This window comes from Stenotrophomonas sp. G106K1 (genome assembly GCF_037969685.1).
Taxonomy (GTDB): Bacteria; Pseudomonadota; Gammaproteobacteria; order Xanthomonadales; family Xanthomonadaceae; genus Stenotrophomonas; species Stenotrophomonas lactitubi.
The window spans coordinates 218,028-237,973 of record NZ_JBBPFR010000001.1 but is presented as its reverse complement, the minus strand read 5'-3'; the positions used below and the strand labels follow the sequence as shown (position 1 = coordinate 237,973).

Sequence of the window (19,946 nt, the reverse complement as noted above, 5' to 3'; positions counted from 1 at the left end):
TGGGGTTCCCTACCGTGAACGGCAGCTGCCGCAACGGTTAACACTAGATTAACACGCTACGCTTTCAATGTGACGGTTGTGCGACAAACGGCACCGGATCGCAACGCTATCGTGACGGGATCTTCATTCCGCTTTACGAACGTCTTCACCCGTCGATGGCGGATTGCCCGCATCGAACACCTGCCCCCGCCACGCCTGTCCAGCGGCGGACAACAGGGTCACGGCCGCCGCAGCGGCAGCCTCCGGGCCACGCGCGGCCGGGTCCTGGTCGATCGAATAGGCCCGCGCCCGTAGGGCAGTACGCAAGGGGCCGGGGTAAAGGCCACTTACCCGCACCGGGCTGCGGGCCAGCTCGTCATGCAGGCTGCCGATCAGCCCGCGCAGGCCATGCTGGGCGGCGCCATAGCCGCCCCAATACGCCCGCCCTACCCGCTCGGGGGCATCGACGGTGAACACAAGCGCCGCATCTTCACGCTGGCGCAGCAACGGCAGGCAGGCCTGGGCCAGCCAGGCCGGTGCGGTCAGGGTGACGTGCACGGCACGGGCGAAACTGGCCGGGTCCGCCAGCTCGAACGGGGTCAGGCCGGGAAAGTGCGCTGCACAGACCAGCAGGCCATCAAGACGTCCCAGCTCCTGCGCCACCGCTTGGGCCAGTTCGGCATAGTCGTCAGGACCTGCACCTTCCAGGTCCAACGGGTACAACAGGGGTTCCGGCCCGACCGCCTGCACCTGGGCGTAGACCCGGTCCAGCCGGCGCGGCTTGCGCCCCAGCAGGACCACGGTCGCTCCCGCCTCGGCGGCTGCCACAGCGGCGGCACTCCCCAGCCCGCCGCCGGCGCCGGCAACGAGCACCACGCGATCCTGCAACGGGTGGCCATCGAGCGCCCCGTCTGCCGGTGACGTCGATGGCCAGACACTCATCCCTGCGCGGCCTCTTCGACGATGCGCTTGAGCTCGCCGGCTTCGAACAGCTCCATGACGATGTCACAGCCGCCGATCAACTCACCGTTGATGAACAGCTGCGGGAAAGTGGGCAGATTGGAGAAACGCGGCAGGTTGGCACGGATCTCCGGCTCTTCCAGCACATTGACCGTGCGCAGCGCGACGGCACCTGCGGCCATCAAGGCCTGCACGGCGCGGCTGGAATAGCCGCACATGGGGTATTGCGGGGTGCCCTTCATGAACAGCACGAGCGGGTAACGATCCACCTCGGCCTGGATTTGCTGCATTACCGCCACACCTCACTCCTTGCTTCGCCGGACAAACCAACCGTGATGGTCGGCTAGACTGCCCACGGTAGCCCCCATTGTAAGCCGATGGTACCGGCTGCCGCCGCCCCCCTGGCCACGAACCTGTCCATGCCCGTCGAATTGCCCGCCCTGCCCTACCTGCCCTCGTCCCTGCAGCCGCACCTGTCGGCACAGACCGTGGAACTGCATCACGGCCGACACCATCGCACCTACGTCGATGCGGTCAATGCCGCAATTGTCGGCACCGAATGGGAAGAAGCCACGCTGGAGGACATCGTCCGCCACGCCCAGGGCGCGCTGTTCGATGCCGCCGCCCAGGCCTGGAATCACGGGTTCTACTGGCAGTGCCTGCGCCCGCGCGGCGGTGGCGAACCACAGGGCCGCCTGGGCGAGCTGGTCAAGCGCCAGTTCGGTGACGGCCAGCGTCTTCGCGAAGAGTTCAACCGGACCGCGCTTGGCCTGTTCGGCTCCGGCTGGGTGTGGCTGGTACAGCACCCGGGTGGGCAGCTCGGCCTGCAGGCGACGCGCAATGCAGGCACGCCGCTGACCGGCGACAGCACGCCGCTGCTGTGCTGCGATGTCTGGGAACACGCGTACTACACCGACTACCAGAATGATCGTGCGCGTTATCTGGAAGCATTCTGGCAACTGGTGAACTGGGAGTTCGCCGAGAGCCAGCTGCGCTGATACGGACGGGCATCCGCCGGGCATGGCCCGGCGCTACCGGCATCACGCTGTGCCGTGGCGGTGGCCCACCTTGGTGGGCATTGCCCTGGTAGCTTGCCCACCTTGGTGGGCTTTGCCGGCCAGCGGCCGGCACTACCAAGATCAGCGACGTCTGCCGGCCGACGGCCGGCATCACCTTGATCAGCCGTTGCGCAGCGCGTGCACGGCCGGGGCCACCTGGGCCTGGCGATCCAGCTCCAGGCCGACCTGCACCAACGCATCGGCCAGTGCGCTTGCATCATCATCACGCAACGTCGCGTGACCAACCTTACGGCCGTCACGCGATTCCTTGCCGTAATCGTGCCAATGCCCACTGGCCTGCTGCAGCACCGGCGCCGGATCAGGCATCGCCCCCAGCCAGTTCAGCATGCAGGCATGGCCAAGCATGCGGGTACTGCCCAGCGGCAGGCCGAGCACCGCGCGCAGGTGATTCTCGAACTGCGAGGTTTCGCTGCCTTCAATGGTCCAGTGACCGGAGTTGTGCACGCGCGGCGCCATCTCGTTGGCCAGCAGTTCGCCATCACGGCAGAACAGCTCCAGCGCGAACACACCCACGTACTGCAGGTGTTCGGCGACACGCTGGGCATAGCCGATCGCCGCTTCGTGCTCGGCAGCGGACAGCACCGCCGGCGCCACGCTGGCCGACAGCACGCCGTCGACATGCCAGTTGCCGGTGATCGGCCAGGCCTGGAAGCTGCCGTCGCGGCCGCGTACGGCCACCACGCTGACTTCGCGCTGGAAGGCGACGAAGCCCTCGAGGATCAGGCCGGTGCGCTCGACCTGCGCACCCAGCGCCTGCCAAGCCGCATCGATGTCCGCTTCGCTGCGCAGGCGGAACTGGCCCTTGCCGTCGTAGCCCAGGCGGCGGGTCTTGAGGATGCACGGCAGACCGAACTCGGCGGCCTTGGCCGCCAGTTCTTCGCGGCTGCGGATATCGGCGAACGCCGGCAAAGGGATATCCAGCTGCTGGAACAGGGTCTTCTCGCTCAACCGGTCCTGGGCCACCGCCAGCGCCGACGGCGGCGGGTAGACCGGCACGCGATCGGCCAGCCATTGCGCGCTGTCAGCGGGTACGTTCTCGAAATCGAAGGTCACCACATCGACTTTGGCAGCGAAGTCCGCCAGCGCCTGCCGATCATCGAAGGCGCCGACGGTGAGCGGCGCCAGTGGGCCGCTGCAGGCGTCGGCCGCCGGGTCGTACAGTTCGAAGCGCAGTCCCAGCGGCGCACCGGCCAGGACCATCATGCGGGCGAGCTGACCGCCGCCGAGGATGCCGACGGTAAGGCTCATTGGCGCGGATCGTCGTGGGCCATCACGTCTTCGGTCTGGCGCGCGCGGAAGCTGTCCAGCGCCTGGCCGATGGCGGGCTGGTCGCTGGCCAGCATCGCCGCGGCGAACAGCGCGGCATTGGAGGCGCCGGCATTGCCGATGGCGAAGGTGGCGACCGGGATGCCGGCCGGCATCTGCACGATCGACAGCAGCGAATCCATGCCATTGAGGGCCTTGGACTGCACCGGCACGCCCAGCACCGGCACCGCGGTCTTGGCCGCGATCATGCCCGGCAGATGCGCGGCACCGCCGGCGCCGGCAATGATCGCGCGCAGCCCGCGCGAACCCGCCTGCTCGGCATAACTGAACAACACATCCGGCGTCCGATGCGCGGACACCACCTTCACTTCGAACGGAACACCCAGAGCTTCAAGCTTCTGGGCGGCGTGCTGCATGGTTTCCCAGTCGGAGCGGGAACCCATGACGATGCCGACAAGCGGCGCGATCGGGTTGGGGGTCATTGGCCGTCACCTGCCTTAAAGACGTATTCTAGCCATCTTCCACGCAAGACGAAGAACCATGGATCGCAAGCTGCTCGACCTGCTGGTATCGCCCGACACCCGCCAGCCCCTGTCCCTGCTGGATGGCAAGGGCCTGGAAGCCCTCAACCGGGCGATTGCCGCCGGCACCGTCAACCGCGCCGATGGCAACCCGCTGGCGCAGCCGCTGCGCGAGGCGCTGGTCACCCGCGACCGCAAGCAGGTGTTCCGCGTCGACGACGGTATTCCGGTGCTGTTGGCCGAAGAAGCCATCCCGACCGCACAGATCGCCGACTTCCCGACCGCATGAGCGCGCTGCCAACGCCGGATCCAGCCGTCGTCGCGGCCGATGTTGCCCGCGCGTTGGCCGAGGACCTGGGCAGCGGTGACGTTACCGCCGCCCTGCTGCCCGACCAGCCCGACAGCGCTTACCTGCTGTGCAAGCAGGATGCGGTGATCGCGGGCCGCCCGTGGTTCGATGCCACCCATCGCGCGCTCGATGCCGACGTGCAGATCGAGTGGCGGGTAGCCGAAGGCGACCATGTCAGCGCGGGCACCGTGCTGGCGCTGCTGCATGGGCGCAGCCGCAGCCTGGTCAGCGCCGAACGCACCTCGTTGAATTTCCTGCAGACCCTGTCCGGCACCGCCACCACCACTGCACGCTACGTGGCTGCGGTGGAAGGTACAGGCACGCGCATCCTCGATACCCGCAAGACCCTGCCCGGCCTGCGTCTGGCGCAGAAGTACGCAGTGCGTTGCGGTGGCGGTGACAACCATCGCTTCGGACTGTACGACACGGTGATGCTGAAGGAGAACCACATCCGCGCCGCCGGCTCCCTGGCTGCCGCAGTGTCGGCCGCCCGCCGGCAATGGCCGCAACTGCCGCTGGTGGTCGAGGTCGAGGACCTGGAACAGCTGCGGCAGGCGCTGCAGGCCGGCTGTGAACGCATCCTGCTGGACGACTTCAGCCCGGAGCTGCGGCGCGAAGCGGTGCGCATCACCGAAGGCCGCATTCCGCTGGAAGTGTCCGGCAGCGTCGGCCTCGGTGGCCTGCGCTCGATCGCCGAAGATGGCGTGGACTGCATTTCCATCGGCGGCCTGACCAAGCACGTGCAGGCCATCGATCTCTCACTGAAACTGGGTCCGCCACCGGGCTGATGCCGGGGACGCGGGCCTCGAGGTCAGATCCCTTTTCCAAAGGAAAAGGGATCTGACCCCATTCTCACACCCGGCGTTCACAACGGCGCTGCGACGCTGCAACCATCCCCCACAGGAGCCGCGCATGCGCCGGATGCTCTTGCCTGCCTGCCTGATGCTGGCCGCGATGCCCTTCTCGGCCGCCGCCGTCGAAGCCTGCGAAGTACCCCCGCGTTTCGGCCTGAGCCCCTTGGCGATCGCCATCCGCAACACTGCCTGCAACGAACATCGCCTCTGGTTCCGCCCCTTCATCGATCGTGACGGCCGCGCCGCCAGTCTCAGTGTCACCGAGGCCGAGAGCGATCACCTGGCCGACAATGGCCTGATCGCCTGGCAACGGGTCAGCAGCTACTGGCGCGAAAGCGGCACGCTGAATGCATTGGGCAGCCAGCCGGGTGCCAGCAGCTGCCTGGCCCCGTTGGGATCGCGCTACACCGACAGCGATTGCCGCGCGTTCCTGATCGACAATCCATGGTCGGCCGCCTTCATTTCCTGGGTGATGGTGCGTGCCGGCGTACCCGGCTTCAACACTTCCCCGCGCCATATCGACTACATCCGGGCTGCCTACCAGGCAGGCGCTTCCGGCGTGCCCTACCGCCTGGTGGACCCGGCCACCGCCAAGCCGGCACCGGGCGACCTGCTGTGCTTCCTGCGCGACCGCAGCAGCACACTCAGCTACAGCGGATTGGTGCAGGCCCTGGGCAACGGCTCGGTCGGCCATTGGAAGTCGCATTGCGAAGTGGTGGTGGCGGCCAACCTCGGTGGCGACCAGACGCTTTACCTGGTGGGCGGCAATGTCATGAACACCGTGGCGATGCGCCTGCTGCAACTGGATCGCACCGGCATGATCAAGCTGCCGCCGCCGCGCGAGCGCGACACCACCGGCATCGACCCGACCTGCACACCGGGTCGCGAGGACGAGTGCAGCTTCAACCGGCAGGACTGGGCCGCACTGCTGCAGTTGAATGCCTCTGCACCGCGGGTTGCACCGCTTCCGCCGACGGCACCCCCTGCACCGACACCGGTGCCGCTGCAGACGGCAACGGAGCCTGGCACCAATCGCTGAGCAGATGCCGCTTGATCCGGTCGCCATTCGTCGCCATCTTTGGCGGATCGACACCTGACGGCTGAAGCCATGCCCACCCTGCTGTTCCTGCTGATTGCCGGCGGTATCGTCTACTTCTTCTGGAACGCCGCGCGTTCGGCCGCCGAACGTGCGGTCGAACTGGGCCGCAATGCCTGCCGTGCCGCCGATGTGCAGTGGCTGGACCAGGCGGTGCACGCCACGGGTCTACGGCTGTCGCGTGGGGAAGATGGCCGGCTCGGTTTCGAGCGCACCTTCAAGTTCGAGTATTCCTACGACGGCATCGATCGCCATGTCGGCCGCATGGTACTGCGCGGCGACCAGCTGGTTTCCTTCACTGGCCCGGGCGCGGCGCGGATCAGCCAGATCCGCACGGACAATGAAGATGCCGAGGATGTGTGAGCAGAAGCATCCACGCATGGCGTGGATCTACTGGACATCCCGCCGGTAGATCCACGCCATGCGTGGATCGCCATGCCGGCCGCATGGTACTGCGCGGCGACCAGCTGGTTTCCTTCACTGGCCCGGGCGCGGCGCGGATCAGCCAGATCCGCACGGACAATGAAGATGCCGAGTGATGTGTAAGCAAGTGCATCCACGCCATGCGTGGATGAAAAGCTGCGGAAACTACTTGACCACGCGCAGGGTCGGACGGCCCTTGGGCGGCGGACCAGCGGGAGGCGTGTCGTCCGGCGGCGTCTGCTCATCGTCGTGCAGCAGCTCGTCGCTGGCCTGCGCCGGTTCGCCACCGGGAATGTCATCCGGCAGCGCCATGCCCTGCCCGGTCTCACGGGCGTACACCGCCAACACGGCGCTGATCGGCACCTGCACCGGATAGCTGGTGCCGGAGAAGCGCGCCGAGAAGCTCACCGACTCGTTGTCGATCACCAGCCGCACGACTGCGCGCTCGGCGATGTTGAGCACCACCCTGCCGTCCTTGACGGCCGAAGGCGGAACCTGCACGCCGGGAACGCCGGCGTCGACCAGGATATGCGGAGTCAGCTGGTTGTCATTGATCCATTCCACCAGTGCCCGCAACAGGTACGGGCGGTGGCTGGTCATGTGGAAGAAGTCTTCGGTCATGCGTGAAGTGTAGCGCCCGACGCCCCTGCCGGGGCGGATCGCCTGCACGCCGGTCGGCGTGCAGACGGGAAAGCGGATGCCGGATCAGCCCGGCAGATCGCGCAGTTTCTTTTCCTGATCGGTCAGGCTGCGGACGAAACCGGGGTGGCGGAAGATCCGGTTGCCGTAGTCCTCGATGGCCTTGCTGTCCTTCGGCAACGGCACATCCAGCGATTGCAGGCGCCAGATGATTGGCGCCATCGCGCAGTCGGCCAGGCTCATTTCCGGGTTGAGGAAGAACTTGCTGGCCTTGAACAACGGCAGCGAGGCCGTCAACAGTTCCTTCAGCCGCTTGCGCCCCGCCTCGGCCTGGGTCTTGTTGCCCAGCTGGATCGCCTGCACCTGCGGCACCCAATCGTGCTCGATACGCAGCATGGCCAGGCGGATGCGCGCGCGCGACAGCGGGTCAACCGGCATCAGCGGCGGGTGCGGATAGCGCTCGTCCAGATACTCGCTGACCACCGAGGCGGCATACAGCACCAGCTCGCGCTCGACCAGGGTTGGCACCGAATGGTACGGATTGAGATCGATCAGATCTTCCGGCGGGTTCTGTGGATCGACCGGAACGAAGTCGAAACTCACGCCCTTGGCCGCCAGCACCAGGCGCACACGGTGGCACAGTACATCGTCGTTCGAGGAAAACAGCGTCAGTGTATTGCGCATGCGTACGCTCGCCGCCATCAAAGGCTCTCCTACGACAGGAGACCGCCTGCCGCATCGGCGCCGCCAGCACCGTGCTGACGGTCGACTCCTCCCCGAGTGTGCAACCGACCATCACAAAAGCCAATAGGCCCGATGCAATGGCCAGCTCTGGATCAGTGCACGTCCTTCCAGTATTCCTTCTTCAACAGGTACACCAGGAAGGTCAGCAGGGCCAGGAACAGGATCACCCAGACACCGAGCTGCTGCCGCTTCAGCGCAGCCGGTTCGCCGGCGTATTCGAGGAAGTTGGTGATGTCGCGCACGGCCTGGTCGTACTGGCCCGCATCGACCGAGCCCGGGCTTTCGATGCGCAGGCCGGTCACCGGCGGGTCCATGCCCGGCGCTTCGGCCTTGCCATGCACCGCATGCTGCAGGCCCTGCATCTCCCACAACGGATTGGGCATGGAGGCGTTGGCGAACAGCGCATTGTTCCAGCCCAGCGGGCGGCTGCTGTCCAGGTAGAACGACTTCAGGTAGGTATAGATCCAGTCGCTGCCGCGCACCCGCGAAATCAGGCTCAGGTCCGGCGGCATCTTGCCGAACCACTTCTCGGCCTGCTCCTTGGGCATTGCCACCGGCACCGGATCGCCGATCGCCGAGCCGGTGAAGTTGAGGTTGTTCATCACCTCTTCCTCGCTCAGCCCCAGGTCTTCGCCCATCCGCGAATAGCGCAGGTACTTCAATGCGTGGCAGCCGCTGCAGTAGTTCATGTACAGCTGGGCGCCGCGCTGCAGCGACGCCCGGTCACCCAGGTCGTTGCCGGCCTGCAGCAGCTTGGTGCCGCCCTCGGCGGCCATGGCCAGGGTACTGCCCAGCATCAGGGCGGCCGCCAGGGCCAGCCGGACCATCCAGCGCTCAGTCATGCGTGGTCACCCTTTCCGGTACCGGCTTGGTCTTGTCCAGCCTTGTCCATATCGGCATGGTGATGAAGAAGGCGAAGTACAGGAAGGTCAGCACCCGCCCGACATAGGTCTCGTGTGCATCGGTACCAGGACCGGAACCGATCACCATCAGCCACGCGAAGCACACCACGAACATGCCCAGCAGGCCGCGCGACAGCCAGCCGCGGTAGCGGTAGGACTTGACCTTGGCGCGGTCGAGCCAGGGCACCAGGAACAGGATGGCGATGGCCGAGAACATCACGATCACGCCACCCAGCTTGTTCGGCACCACCCGCAACATCGCGTAGTACGGCGTGTAGTACCAGACCGGCTTGATGTGCTCGGGGGTGACCAGGCGATTGGCTTCGGTGAAGTTGTCGTGTTCCAGGAACAGGCCACCGAAGGCCGGTGCGAAGAAGATGATGAAGGCCGCGATGATCAGCAGGAAGCCCGCGCCTACGCCATCCTTGAGCGTGTAATAGGGATGGAACGGAATGCCGTCGGTCGGCGCGTTCGGTGACCAGCGGTTGCCCTTCGGCCCCTTCTTGATCTCCACGCCATCGGGGTTGTTCGATCCCACTTCATGCAGCGCACCCAGGTGCAGCACCACCAGCAGCAGCAGCACCAGCGGCAGCGCGATCACGTGCAGTGCGAAGAAGCGGTTGAGCGTGGCGTCGCTGGGCAGGTAATCGCCCATGATCCATTCGGTCAGGCCGTTGCCGATCACTGGAATGGCGCCGAACAGCGAGATGATCACCTTGGCACCCCAGAACGACATCTGGCCCCACGGCAGCACGTAGCCCATGAAGGCTTCGGCCATCAATACCAGGTAGATCAGCATGCCCAGGATCCACACCAGTTCGCGCGGCTTCTGGTAGCTGCCATACAGCAGCCCGCGGAACATGTGCAGGTAGACCACGATGAAGAACAGCGAGGCACCGGTGGAGTGCATGTAGCGGATCAGCCAGCCCCACTCCACGTCACGCATGATGTATTCGATGGAGGCGAATGCTTCGGCGGCATTCGTCTTGTAGTGCATGGTCAGGAAGATGCCGGTGACGATCTGGTTGACCAGCACCAGCAGCGCCAGCGAGCCGAAGTAGTACCAGATGTTGAAGTTCTTCGGCGCGTAGTACTCGCTGACATGCTTGCGGTAGATCGGCATCAACCCCGGCGCGCGGGCATTGACCCAGTCGGCCACGCCGGTGGCGGTACGGCTGAGGATGTTGGACATCAGGCAGCCCCCTGCGGATCGACACCGATGATGATGGTGTTGTCGTCCTGGTAATGGTGCGCGGGCACCTTCAGGTTGATGGGTGCGGGCACGTCCTTGAAGACGCGGCCGGACATGTCGAAGCGCGACTTGTGGCAGGGGCAGAAATAGCCGCCCTTCCATTGTGGGTCGTAGGGCTCGGGGCGGATTTCACCCACCATTTCCGGCGAGCAGCCCAGGTGCGTGCAGAGACCGACCAGCACCGAGATTTCGGGCTTGATCGAGCGCAGCTCCGGGTTCTGCTTGAGCACGTACTCCGGCTGCTGGTCCTTCTCGCCGGACTCGGGGTCCTTCAGACGGCCATCCAGCCCATGCAGCGCATCGAGGATCGCCTTGGACCGTTTGACGATCCAGATCGGCTGGCCACGCCATTCCACGATCAGGCGTTGACCTTCCTGCAGGGCGCTGATGTCGGCCACCACCGGTGCGCCGGCAAGTTTGGCGCGGGCACTGGGGTTCCAGGATTTGATGAAAGGAACTGCGGTAAATCCGACGCCGACGGCGCCCACCACGGCTGTGGTGGCAGTAAGAAAACGCCGACGTCCGGTGTTGACTGGATCGAATACCCCATCGTTGGCCATCCGGCACTCCGATATTGATTAGGTAGCTTTAAGGCTGCCAGCGGTTCCGGTGGGGGCCAGAGCCGCATTGAATCTCGGTCGAGTGTAGCGGAACCGTCGCGCGCCACACAACGCATTGCAACAACATTGGTTTGAGGGGTTGCCGGGCATGGCCCGGCACTACTGTTTGCTCAGCACCGTGCGATATCGCTCGGCCAGCTGGCCGACCCGGCGCACGTAATACTGGGTCTCGCTGTAGGGAGGCACGCCGCGATGGCGATCCACCGCCCCCTCGCCCGCGTTGTAGCCGGCAGCGGCCAGGGTCAGATCACCGTTGAACCGCTTCAACAACCACGCCAGATATTGCACACCGCCACGGATGTTCTGCCCGGCGTCGTAGGAATCACTGACGCCGAAACGTGCGGCGGTGGGCGGCATCAGCTGCATCAGGCCCTGGGCACCGGCACGGCTGAGCGCGGTCGGGTTGTAGGCCGACTCGGCATGGATGATCGCGCGCACCACCGCCTCTTCCACCCCGAATTCGCGTGCGGCCGAGGTGATCTCGCTCTGGAAGGCCGTGGTGTTCAGGCGCACGCTGCCGAAATCAACGCGGGGATTGACGCCGCAGGCGTAGCAGCGCTCCATGAAACTGTAGCGGATGGTCCGCACCGGGCCGAGATTGGCGACCTGGGTCGGGCGTGCGCTGGTGTAGTGGCGCACCCCGTCCTGCATGTACGAATAGACTTGTCCGCTGACCATCTTGCCGCCGCGTGGACCGGCCGGCGCGGACGCTGCCGCAGGAGCCGGCGCGACAGCGGGACTGGCAGCGCTGGCGGCAACGGCAACCGGGTTGCGCTCGGCGCTGGCCACCACTGCAGCAGGCGCGGGCACGGGCGTCGGAGCCGAGCTGATGATCGGGGCGCGCACCGCCCTGCCCGCGCTGCGGGTGTAGCTGATGGTGCTGCATTGGGCACCGGCCACCCGCTTGCTGACATAGCTGGTGACCCCATCGGCGCCAAGGCACTTGTACAGGGTGCCGGCGCTGGCCGGCGCAGCGGTCAGCGCAGCGATGATGATCGCCGTTATCCCCAGTCTCCCCTTCATGGCCGCGAGTGTCCCAGCTTCGCTGCGGCTTGCCAAGAGCGCCTGCTCAGACCGTGACCGCGGGCACGGCCAGGACCTGGCCGAGTCCGGCCAGACGCTCGGCCAACTCCTCGCGCAGTTCGGTCGGCGTGGTCCACAACGCCACCGGCAGGCGGTCCAGGCTGAGGATCTGCGCCAGCATCATGCCGCGGCTTTCCGCGCCCATCCGTAACAGGCAATGGTCTGGCCCATCGGCCTCCAGCACGCCACACCAGGGCGGAATGCGCCCGGCCAGCTCCACCTCGCTGCCGGCCAGGCGCAGGATGGCCTGCAGCGCGAACGGCGCCTGGCTGACCGCCTGCCGCACCATCACATCCGGCGGCGCCGGGGTTCGCCGGTGCAGGCCAGGCTCGGGCAGATGCCGCACCGCGCCCATCCGGTCCACGCGCAGCGTGCGCCAGTCCTGCCGGCCCAGGTCCCAGGCCAGCAGATACCAGCGCCGCCCGTAGTTGACCAGGTGCTGGGCCTCGACTTGCCGTTGCGTCACCGCGTCCTGCGCGCTGCGGTACTCGAAGGCCAGCCGCGCGGCCTGCCGGCAGTGCTGGGCCAACCGCCCGAGCAGGCGCGCATCGGTGGATGGCAGATCGGACAGGGTCGCAGTGGCGGCATGCACTTCGCCGGCCTGCTGGCGGCGACGCGCCGGCACCAGCGGGTCGAGCTTGGACAGCAGGCCCCGTGCGGTGTCGTCAATGCCGGAGACCGTGGCAGAGGCCGCACGCAGGGCAATCGCCAGTGTGGTGGCCTCTTCCTCGTCCAGCAGCATCGGCAGCACCGGTGCGCCCGCGCCCAGCCGGTAGCCGCCGCCGACGCCGGCCGACGCCTGCACTGGGTACCCCAACTCGCGCAGACGCTCGACATCGCGGCGGATGCTGCGCCGGTCCACGCCCATGCGATCGGCCAGCTCGGCACCGGACCAGTGGCGACGGGCCTGCAGCAGGGAGATCAGGCGAAGCAGGCGATGGGCGGTATGGCGCATGACGGATCGAGGACAGAAGTCGTCCGCAATTGTGCCCCAGCATGGACCCCACTTCACCACCCACCTGCAAGGAGCAATGCCATGACGTCACGCCAGATCACCCTCTACCACGCCGCCCGTTCACGCTCGAGCGGCGCGGTGGCCCTGCTTGAAGCACTGGGCGCCGACTACCGCATGCAGGTGCTGGACCTGAAGGCTGGCGCCAACCTGGCCCCGGCCTATCTGGCGATCAATCCGATGGGCAAGGTGCCGGCCATCGTCCACAACGGTGCCCTGGTGACCGAGCAGGTGGCGATCTACCTGTACCTGGCCGACCTGTACCCGGAAGCCGGGCTGGCACCGCCGATCGGCGACGCCCTGCGCGGCCCCTATCTGCGCTGGATGGCCTTCTATGGCGCCTGCTTCGAGCCGGCGATGATCGACCGGGCAATGCGTCGCGACCCGCCGCCGCATGCGATGTCGCCCTACAACGACGCCGATACGGTGCTGCAGGTGATCGAAGCACAGCTGGCGCAGGGACCGTACCTGCTGGGCGAGGTGATGAGTGCGGCCGACGTGCTGTGGGGCAATGCACTGGCATGGACCAGTGCGTTCGGCCTGGTGCAGCCAGCACCGGCGACGGCCGCCTACATCGAACGGATGAGCGCGATGACCGCCTTCGACCGCTCCCGGCAGATCGACGCGGAGCTGGTGGCGGCGTAAGGCACCCGCCGGGCACGGTCCGGCGCTACCGAACGGGGCGGGATGCAGGTAGCGCGGGGCCATGCGCCGGGCGGGCGGTACGGGATGCGGGTAGAATCGCCCCCTTTCCCGCCACCCGAATGGATTAAGCGCCATGACCGGGACGCCAGACGTCTTTCCGCCCGCCACGCCGGGCGGTACCCCGCTCGTTGCCCTGCCCGCTGGTCCGCGCAAGCCCGACCAGGTGAAAGGCAAGCTGTACATCAAGACCCACGGTTGCCAGATGAACGAGTACGACTCGGCCAAGATGGCCGACGTGCTCGCCGCCAGCGATGGACTGGAACTGACCGATCGTCCCGAGGACGCCGACGTCATCCTGGTCAATACCTGCTCGATCCGCGAAAAGGCGCAGGAGAAGGTGTTCAGCCAGCTGGGCATCTGGAAGAGCCTGAAGAACCAGGGCCGCGAGGTCATCATCGGCGTCGGTGGCTGCGTGGCGTCGCAGGAAGGCGAGGCGATCATCAAGCGTGCGCCGTTCGTCGACCTGGTGTTCGGCCCGCAGACGCTGCATCGCCTGCCGGAGCTGATCCGCGCCCGTCGCGAACAGCAGCGCCCGCAGGTGGACATCAGCTTCCCGGAAATCGAGAAGTTCGATCGCATGCCCGAACCACGTGCCGATGGCGCGTCGGCGTTCGTGTCGATCATGGAAGGCTGCTCCAAGTACTGCTCGTTCTGCGTGGTGCCCTACACGCGCGGCACCGAAGTCAGCCGCCCGTTCGAGGACGTGGTGGTGGAAGTGGCACAGCTCGCCGCGCAGGGCGTGCGCGAGATCAACCTGCTCGGCCAGAACGTCAACGCCTACCGCGGCCCGTATGGCGACGGCGAGTTCGCCGACCTCGGCCTGCTGATCCGCACCATCGCCGAGATCGATGGCGTCGGTCGCATCCGCTTCACCACCTCGCACCCGCTGGAGTTCAGCGATTCGCTGATCGATGCGTTCCGCGATGTGCCGCAGCTGGCCAACTTCCTGCACCTGCCGGTGCAGGCTGGCAGCGACCGCGTGCTGTCGGCGATGAAGCGCGGTTACACCGCGCTGGAATTCAAGTCGAAGATCCGCAAGCTGCGTGCGGTACGCCCGGATATCTCGATCAGTTCGGACTTCATCGTCGGTTTCCCCGGCGAGACCGATGCGGATTTCGAGAAGACCATGAAACTGATCGAGGACATCGGCTTCGACCACAGCTTCTCCTTCATCTATTCGCGTCGCCCGGGCACCCCGGCAGCGGACCTGGAAGACACGATCAGCGATGCGGAAAAACATGCTCGCCTGTCGCGCCTGCAGGAACGCATCAATGCGCATGCTGCAGGCATCTCCGAGAAGATGGTTGGCAGCGTGCAGACCGTGCTGGTGGAAGGCCCCTCACGCAAGAACCCGAACGAGCTGACCGGCAAGACCGAGAACATGCGTTCGGTAAACTTCCCGGCGCATCCGCGCCTGATCGGCCAGTTCGTGGACGTGGTGATCACTGAAGCGCTGACCAATTCGCTGCGCGGCCGAGTGGTGGCGGAATAAGGTGTGCCGGCCAACGGTCGGCACCTACAGGGGTGGATGCCGACCGTTGGTCGGCATGCCCTAATCCAGCCGTTTGCGAAAGCGCAGGATGGCCAGGGTCATCATCGCCACGATGAACACCAGCAGTGCCAGTGCGTCCGGCCACAGCTCCCACAGAGAGGCCCCGCGCAGCATGATGCCGCGCACCAGGCGCAGGAAATGGGTGAGCGGCAGTACTTCCGCCAGCCACTGCACCGGCCTGGGCATGCCGGCGAACGGGAACATGAAACCCGACAGCAGGATAGAAGGCAGGAACAGGAACAGGGTCATCTGCATGGCCTGGAACTGCGAGCGCGCGCGCGTGGAAATCAACAGGCCCAGTGCGAGGTTGGCCAGCACCAGCAGCACCGCGGCGAGATAGACATCCAGCAGGCTGCCGCGGATCGGAACCTCGAACAGCCAGGTCCCCAGCAGCAGCACCAGCGTGGTCTGCACCAGGCCGATCGCCGCATAGGGCAACACCTTGCCGACCATCAGTTCGCTGCGCGATACCGGCGTTGCGATCAGCAGTTCCATGTTGCCGCGCTCGCGTTCGCGTACCACTGCCACTGCGGTGAACATCACCAGGGTCATGGTCAGGATCACCCCGATCAGGCCGGGCACGATGTTCACCGCCGAGCGCCGCTGCGGGTTGTAGAAGCTGATGACGCTCACCTGCCCGCTGGCGATGCTGCCTTCACGCAGCGGCCGCTCGTTGCTGGCCGGGCGCGTGTCCAGCGGTACCTGCGCCAGCTGGATCGCCGCACTCTGCACCACCGTGTCGCTGCCGTCGACCAGCACCTGCACGGCTTCGCGGCCTTCGTAGCGGCGTCGTTCGAAATCGGCGGGAATCACGATACCCACGCTGATGCGGCCACGTCGCAGCGCCTCCATCAGTTGATCGGGCGTATAGGCCTGCGCGCGCGGCGTGATCACGCCAGTGGCGACCATGTCCTGTACCAGCGCGCGCGACGCCGCACTATTGGCCTGATCGGCAATTCCGGCATCCAGGTGCCGCAGGTTGAGGTTGATCGCATAGCCGAACAGCAGCAGCTGCATCACCGGGATGCCGACGATCATCGCCAGGGTGATGCGGTCGCGGCGCAGTTGCCGCAGCTCCTTGAGCATGATCGCCCACAGGCGTCGCACGCTCATGCGGCCGGCTCCCGTCCACGGCCACGGGTGGCGGCAACGAATACGTCTTCCAGGTTGGGCGCCACCGCTTCGATACTGGCCTGTGGATCGGCGGCGGCAAGTGCCTGCGCCAACACGGCGGTATCGCCCGCGCCCTCGCTGCACAGCACACGCAGTTCGGTGCCGATCTGGGCCACGCTGAGCACACCCGGCAACCTCGCCAGCGCGCGGCTGGCCTGCCGGGGCTGCGAGGCGGTTACTTTCAGGGTGCGGCCCTGCAGCTGCGCACACAACTCGGCCGGGGTGCCATCAGCCACCAGGGCACCGCGATCGAGGATCGCCAGCCGGTGGCAGCGTTCGGCCTCGTCCATGTAGTGGGTGGACACCAGCACCGTGGTGCCGGCATCGGCGAGTTCGAACAGCGCCTCCCAGAAGTCGCGACGCGACTCAGGATCGACCGCACTGGTCGGCTCATCCAGGAACAGCAGTTCTGGCGCATGGATCACTGCACCAGCCAGTGCCAGCCGCTGCTTCTGCCCGCCACTGAGAGTGCCGGCCAACTGCACCTGGCGGTCCTGCAGACGGTACTGCTGCAGCAGCGCATCGACCCGTTGCCGTGCATGCGCCCTCGGTAGATCCTGGATGGCGGCCAGGAACTCCAGGTTTTCCCGCACCGACAGGTCTTCGTACAACGAAAAGCGCTGGGTCATGTAGCCAATGCGGCGGCGCAACGCTTCGGCCTGCGCGGGGATCGCCAGGCCCAGCACATCGATCTCGCCCGCGCTCGGTTCAAGCAGCCCGCACAGCATGCGGATGGTGGTCGACTTGCCCGAGCCGTTCGGGCCGAGGAAGCCGTATACCTGTCCGCGCGGCACCTGCAGATCGACGTTGTCCACCGTCAGCAGATCGCCGAAACGGCGGCTCAGGCCCTGCGCGCGCACGGCAATGCCATCGACGGGATTCAGAAGCGCACCTGCACCGGCAGCCCGGCGGGCAGCGCCTGCATGTCGGCACTGTCGTCCAGCTCGATCTCGGCCAGGTAGCTCAGCCGCGAGACGTCATCACCGGTCAGCGCGTAATACGGCGTAAAGGAAGGCTCGCTGCGGATCGACCGCACGTGCCCTTTCAATACGGTGGTCGCACCGTCCAGCTGAACCTGCGCCGCCTGCCCCACCTTCACCTGCAGGCGCAATGGCTGCGGCAGGTACACGCGCGCATACGGGCGTTCGCCCACCAGCATCACCACCAACGGCGCACCGATCGGTGCCTGGTCGCCCTGCCGATAGGGCAACGCATCGACCACGCCGTCGCGCGGCGCGCGCAGCTGCAGCTTCTGCAGGTTGACGGCCTGCACGACCTCCTGTGCCTGTGTCGCCCGCGAGGTGGCCTCGCCCTGGGCGATGTCCTCACGACGGTTGCCGCGCTGCAGCTCCAGCCACGCCTGTTCGGCTGCGCGTACGCTGGCCACGGCGTTGTCGGCGGCTGCGCGGGCCCGGTCCAGGTCGGCGGCAGCGACCAGCCGCTGACGGGCCAGCGGTTGCACCCGGCGGTAGTACGCGGTGGCTTCCGCCGCCTGCGCGCGCAGCGCCGTGAGCTGTGCCTGCGCCTGGGCGATCTGCTCCGGACGCGGGCCCACCTGCAGTTCCTCGAGCTGTGCCTGCGCGCGGGCGGTTTCGGCCTGTGCCGCGTCGAGCTGGGCGGCGCCACGGGCAGGGTCCAGGCGCATCAGCAGCGCGCCCGCCTTGACCGCCTGCCCTTCGCGCACGTCAACGGCACTGATCACTTCCGCCGCCGGTGCGGGCACGCTGATCCGGTCCCATTCAAGCGTGCCCAGTGCCGCCGGCGGTGCTTCGCCGCAGCCCGCCAGCAGGCAGCTGCCCAGCAGCCCGATCCTGCGCATCCACGTGCCCACGGCCATGCGCCACCTCCTCCGATGGCGCCACGGTGCCACGCTCCCTGTGCACCCGCAATGATCCAGAACAGGGCTGATCAATAATTGATCACCCGCCGGCAACGCCAATGCCGCAAGGCTCGCTGCCACCTATCCACAGGTTCACGGCAACACCGTCCACACCGCATGTGGAGAACCCTGCTGGCACTGGCACAATTTTCACCACCGCATCATCTTCCTTGTGGCACAAGCGCTGCGAAGGACTATCCACAGGTTTCTTCGACGCCGGTCCACACCCGGTGTGGAGAACTGTCGTCCTGCCGCCTCGCGCGTTACCCTTGTCGTCCCTGACGCCATCGCGGTGGACGGCGACCCCGCCCCACCCCAAGCAATGAAAAGCATCGAGCATCGAGACTTCACCCTGTCGCCGGAAGACAACGCGCAGCTGGCCAACCTGTGCGGCCCGTTCGACGGCCACCTTCGCCAGATCGAACTGAAGCTTGGCGTGGAAATCGCCAACCGCGGCTTCGTGTTCCGCATCAGCGGACCGGCCGAGGCCAGCGCCGAGGCGCAGAAGCTGATCGAGGCGCTGTATGAAGAAGCCGCCGAGACCACCTTCGACAGCCACGGCATCCACCTGCGCCTGAACGCGGCCAACATCGAACAGATTGCCGATCGCTCCTACGAAGCGCAGGACGTGGCGATCAAGGTCAAGCGCGGTACCGTGCGCGGGCGCGGTTCCAACCAGAGCCGCTACCTGCACCAGATCGTCAGCCACGACATCAACTTCGGCATCGGCCCAGCCGGTACCGGCAAGACCTTCCTGGCCGTGGCCAGCGCGGTGGAAGCACTGAACGAATCGCGCGTGCAGCGCCTGATCCTGGTGCGTCCGGCGGTCGAAGCCGGCGAGAAGCTGGGCTTCCTGCCCGGCGACCTGAGCCAGAAGGTAGACCCGTACCTGCGACCGCTGTACGACGCCCTGTACGAAATGCTGGGTGTGGAAAAGGTGCTCAAGCTGCTGGAAAAGAACGTCATCGAGATCGCACCGCTGGCCTACATGCGCGGCCGCACGCTCAACGATGCGTTCGTGATCCTGGACGAAGCGCAGAACACCACCATCGAACAGATGAAGATGTTCCTGACCCGCTTGGGCTTCGGTTCCACCGCAGTGGTCACCGGCGATCTCACCCAGACCGACCTGCCCAAGCACGTGAAGTCCGGCCTGCGCGATGCGATCGACGTACTGCGCGATGTGGAGGGCGTCAGCTTCACCTTCTTCGAAGCCCGCGACGTGGTCCGCCACCCGCTGGTGGCACGCATCGTCAGCGCCTACGACCGCCGCGACCTGCATCAGATCCAACCTGGAGCGACTCCATGACCCGTGGTCCCGTGCGACTGGATGTCGCCGTCAGCTATGCCCTGCCGCGTGCAGGCCTGCCCTCGGCCGTCAGCTTCCGCAAGTGGGTGGCTGCGGCCCTCAAGGGCCGTATCCGCGAGGCCGACCTGGCCATCCGCGTGGTCGACAGCAAGGAAGGCCAATCCCTGAACCGGCATTACCGGGGCAAGGACTACGCCACCAATGTGCTCAGCTTCCCGGCCGACGTGCCGGAGGGCCTGCCCAAGGGCGTCAAGTTCCCGCTGCTGGGCGACCTGGTGATCTGCGCGCCGGTGGTGGCGCGTGAAGCCGACGAGCAGAGCAAGGCGCTCAATGCCCACTACGCGCATCTGACCGTGCACGGCGTGCTGCACCTGCTCGGCTGGGACCACGAGGACGACAAGGAAGCCGAGGCGATGGAACAGCTGGAGCGCGAGATCCTGGCCGAGCTCGGCATCGACGACCCGTACGCGGGCGAGCGCTGACGCCGGGCCAGGCCTTGCGTGACCGAGCCCATGCTCGGCCATGGTGCGCCACGCGCCCCGCAGACCC

General features: G+C 66.5%; 23 protein-coding genes and 1 pseudogene. 10 read left to right on the top strand and 14 right to left on the bottom strand.

The window, feature by feature from the left end:
* Positions 1-123: 123 nt before the first annotated feature.
* Both WKB25_RS01100 and grxD read right to left on the bottom strand, forming a co-directional pair.
* Positions 124-921, bottom strand: a complete 798-nt coding sequence (locus tag WKB25_RS01100; protein ID WP_340568221.1) for an SDR family NAD(P)-dependent oxidoreductase — start codon at positions 919-921, stop codon at positions 124-126.
* Positions 918-1,238 carry a Grx4 family monothiol glutaredoxin gene (grxD, locus tag WKB25_RS01095; RefSeq protein WP_025875264.1) on the bottom strand — a complete coding sequence of 107 codons (321 nt, stop codon included), beginning with the start codon at positions 1,236-1,238 and terminating at the stop codon, positions 918-920. Before grxD ends, WKB25_RS01100 begins: the two co-directional genes overlap by 4 nt.
* Positions 1,239-1,358: 120 nt before the next feature.
* Between grxD and WKB25_RS01090 the strand changes: the two genes are divergently transcribed.
* Entirely contained in the window at positions 1,359-1,937 is a 579-nt protein-coding gene (locus WKB25_RS01090; protein ID WP_205403965.1) for a superoxide dismutase, read from the top strand.
* Between the two features lie 180 nt (positions 1,938-2,117).
* Here WKB25_RS01090 and WKB25_RS01085 read toward each other — a convergent pair whose 3' ends face one another.
* Positions 2,118-3,266, bottom strand: a complete 1,149-nt coding sequence (locus WKB25_RS01085; protein WP_340568218.1) for a 5-(carboxyamino)imidazole ribonucleotide synthase — start codon at positions 3,264-3,266, stop codon at positions 2,118-2,120.
* Positions 3,263-3,766, bottom strand: a complete 504-nt coding sequence (gene purE, locus WKB25_RS01080) for a 5-(carboxyamino)imidazole ribonucleotide mutase (protein WP_025875268.1) — start codon at positions 3,764-3,766, stop codon at positions 3,263-3,265. Before purE ends, WKB25_RS01085 begins: the two co-directional genes overlap by 4 nt.
* Before the next feature lie 58 nt (positions 3,767-3,824).
* On the opposite strand from purE, the gene WKB25_RS01075 reads away from it, so the two are divergent.
* The 5 genes and pseudogenes from WKB25_RS01075 to WKB25_RS01055 form a co-directional block, all read left to right on the top strand.
* Positions 3,825-4,094, top strand: coding sequence for a Trm112 family protein (locus WKB25_RS01075; RefSeq protein WP_089240025.1), 270 nt, complete (start codon positions 3,825-3,827; stop codon positions 4,092-4,094).
* The gene (gene nadC / locus WKB25_RS01070) at positions 4,091-4,942 is read left to right on the top strand and encodes a carboxylating nicotinate-nucleotide diphosphorylase (protein ID WP_340568215.1); all 852 of its coding nucleotides are present in this window, start codon (positions 4,091-4,093) and stop codon (positions 4,940-4,942) included. The genes WKB25_RS01075 and nadC overlap by 4 nt, the downstream gene beginning before the upstream one ends.
* Before the next feature lie 124 nt (positions 4,943-5,066).
* On the top strand, positions 5,067-6,047 hold the full coding sequence (locus tag WKB25_RS01065) for a DUF2272 domain-containing protein (RefSeq protein ID WP_340568213.1): 981 nt from the start codon (positions 5,067-5,069) through the stop codon (positions 6,045-6,047).
* Between the two features lie 69 nt (positions 6,048-6,116).
* The gene (locus WKB25_RS01060; RefSeq protein ID WP_340568211.1) at positions 6,117-6,467 is read left to right on the top strand and encodes a DUF3301 domain-containing protein; all 351 of its coding nucleotides are present in this window, start codon (positions 6,117-6,119) and stop codon (positions 6,465-6,467) included.
* Positions 6,468-6,529: 62 nt separating this feature from the next.
* Positions 6,530-6,643: pseudogene (locus WKB25_RS01055) on the top strand (DUF3301 domain-containing protein); the annotation flags it as partial.
* A gap of 49 nt (positions 6,644-6,692) precedes the next feature.
* On the opposite strand, the gene WKB25_RS01050 reads toward WKB25_RS01055, so the two are convergent.
* From WKB25_RS01050 to WKB25_RS01020, 7 genes are all read right to left on the bottom strand, one after another.
* Positions 6,693-7,148: a ClpXP protease specificity-enhancing factor gene (locus WKB25_RS01050; RefSeq protein ID WP_100464519.1), complete on the bottom strand. Its 456-nt coding sequence runs from the start codon at positions 7,146-7,148 to the stop codon at positions 6,693-6,695.
* 84 nt (positions 7,149-7,232) lie between these two features.
* Entirely contained in the window at positions 7,233-7,868 is a 636-nt protein-coding gene (locus WKB25_RS01045) for a glutathione S-transferase N-terminal domain-containing protein (protein ID WP_089240017.1), read from the bottom strand.
* A gap of 134 nt (positions 7,869-8,002) precedes the next feature.
* The gene (locus tag WKB25_RS01040) at positions 8,003-8,752 is read right to left on the bottom strand and encodes a cytochrome c1 (protein ID WP_099820023.1); all 750 of its coding nucleotides are present in this window, start codon (positions 8,750-8,752) and stop codon (positions 8,003-8,005) included.
* A complete protein-coding gene (locus WKB25_RS01035; protein ID WP_025875284.1) occupies positions 8,745-10,004 on the bottom strand; it encodes a cytochrome bc complex cytochrome b subunit in 1,260 nt (419 codons plus the stop codon). The genes WKB25_RS01040 and WKB25_RS01035 overlap by 8 nt, the downstream gene beginning before the upstream one ends.
* The gene (petA, locus tag WKB25_RS01030) at positions 10,004-10,624 is read right to left on the bottom strand and encodes a ubiquinol-cytochrome c reductase iron-sulfur subunit (RefSeq protein WP_340568206.1); all 621 of its coding nucleotides are present in this window, start codon (positions 10,622-10,624) and stop codon (positions 10,004-10,006) included. The genes WKB25_RS01035 and petA overlap by 1 nt, the downstream gene beginning before the upstream one ends.
* A 159-nt stretch (positions 10,625-10,783) precedes the next feature.
* Positions 10,784-11,707: a lytic transglycosylase domain-containing protein gene (locus WKB25_RS01025; protein WP_340568205.1), complete on the bottom strand. Its 924-nt coding sequence runs from the start codon at positions 11,705-11,707 to the stop codon at positions 10,784-10,786.
* 46 nt (positions 11,708-11,753) lie between these two features.
* Complete coding sequence (locus tag WKB25_RS01020) at positions 11,754-12,722, bottom strand: WYL domain-containing protein (RefSeq protein WP_340568204.1); 969 nt, start codon at positions 12,720-12,722, stop codon at positions 11,754-11,756.
* An 81-nt stretch (positions 12,723-12,803) separates the two neighbouring features.
* Here WKB25_RS01020 and WKB25_RS01015 point away from each other — a divergent pair, with 81 nt between their 5' ends.
* Positions 12,804-13,424: a glutathione S-transferase family protein gene (locus WKB25_RS01015; protein WP_340568203.1), complete on the top strand. Its 621-nt coding sequence runs from the start codon at positions 12,804-12,806 to the stop codon at positions 13,422-13,424.
* Between the two features lie 133 nt (positions 13,425-13,557).
* Positions 13,558-14,976: a tRNA (N6-isopentenyl adenosine(37)-C2)-methylthiotransferase MiaB gene (gene miaB, locus WKB25_RS01010; RefSeq protein WP_340568202.1), complete on the top strand. Its 1,419-nt coding sequence runs from the start codon at positions 13,558-13,560 to the stop codon at positions 14,974-14,976.
* 60 nt (positions 14,977-15,036) lie between these two features.
* Here the strand turns inward: miaB and WKB25_RS01005 are convergent, their stop codons facing one another.
* The 3 genes from WKB25_RS01005 to WKB25_RS00995 are packed head-to-tail and all read right to left on the bottom strand — an operon-like array spanning position 15,037 to position 18,046.
* Positions 15,037-16,149, bottom strand: coding sequence for an ABC transporter permease (locus WKB25_RS01005; RefSeq protein WP_340568200.1), 1,113 nt, complete (start codon positions 16,147-16,149; stop codon positions 15,037-15,039).
* Complete coding sequence (locus WKB25_RS01000) at positions 16,146-17,069, bottom strand: ABC transporter ATP-binding protein (RefSeq protein ID WP_340568197.1); 924 nt, start codon at positions 17,067-17,069, stop codon at positions 16,146-16,148. The genes WKB25_RS01005 and WKB25_RS01000 overlap by 4 nt, the downstream gene beginning before the upstream one ends.
* Before the next feature lie 20 nt (positions 17,070-17,089).
* Positions 17,090-18,046, bottom strand: a complete 957-nt coding sequence (locus WKB25_RS00995; protein WP_340568196.1) for an HlyD family efflux transporter periplasmic adaptor subunit — start codon at positions 18,044-18,046, stop codon at positions 17,090-17,092.
* A 364-nt stretch (positions 18,047-18,410) separates the two neighbouring features.
* Here WKB25_RS00995 and WKB25_RS00990 point away from each other — a divergent pair, with 364 nt between their 5' ends.
* On the top strand, positions 18,411-19,397 hold the full coding sequence (locus WKB25_RS00990; RefSeq protein ID WP_180164269.1) for a PhoH family protein: 987 nt from the start codon (positions 18,411-18,413) through the stop codon (positions 19,395-19,397).
* Complete coding sequence (gene ybeY, locus WKB25_RS00985) at positions 19,394-19,879, top strand: rRNA maturation RNase YbeY (protein WP_100552066.1); 486 nt, start codon at positions 19,394-19,396, stop codon at positions 19,877-19,879. Before WKB25_RS00990 ends, ybeY begins: the two co-directional genes overlap by 4 nt.
* Positions 19,880-19,946 lie beyond the last annotated feature (67 nt).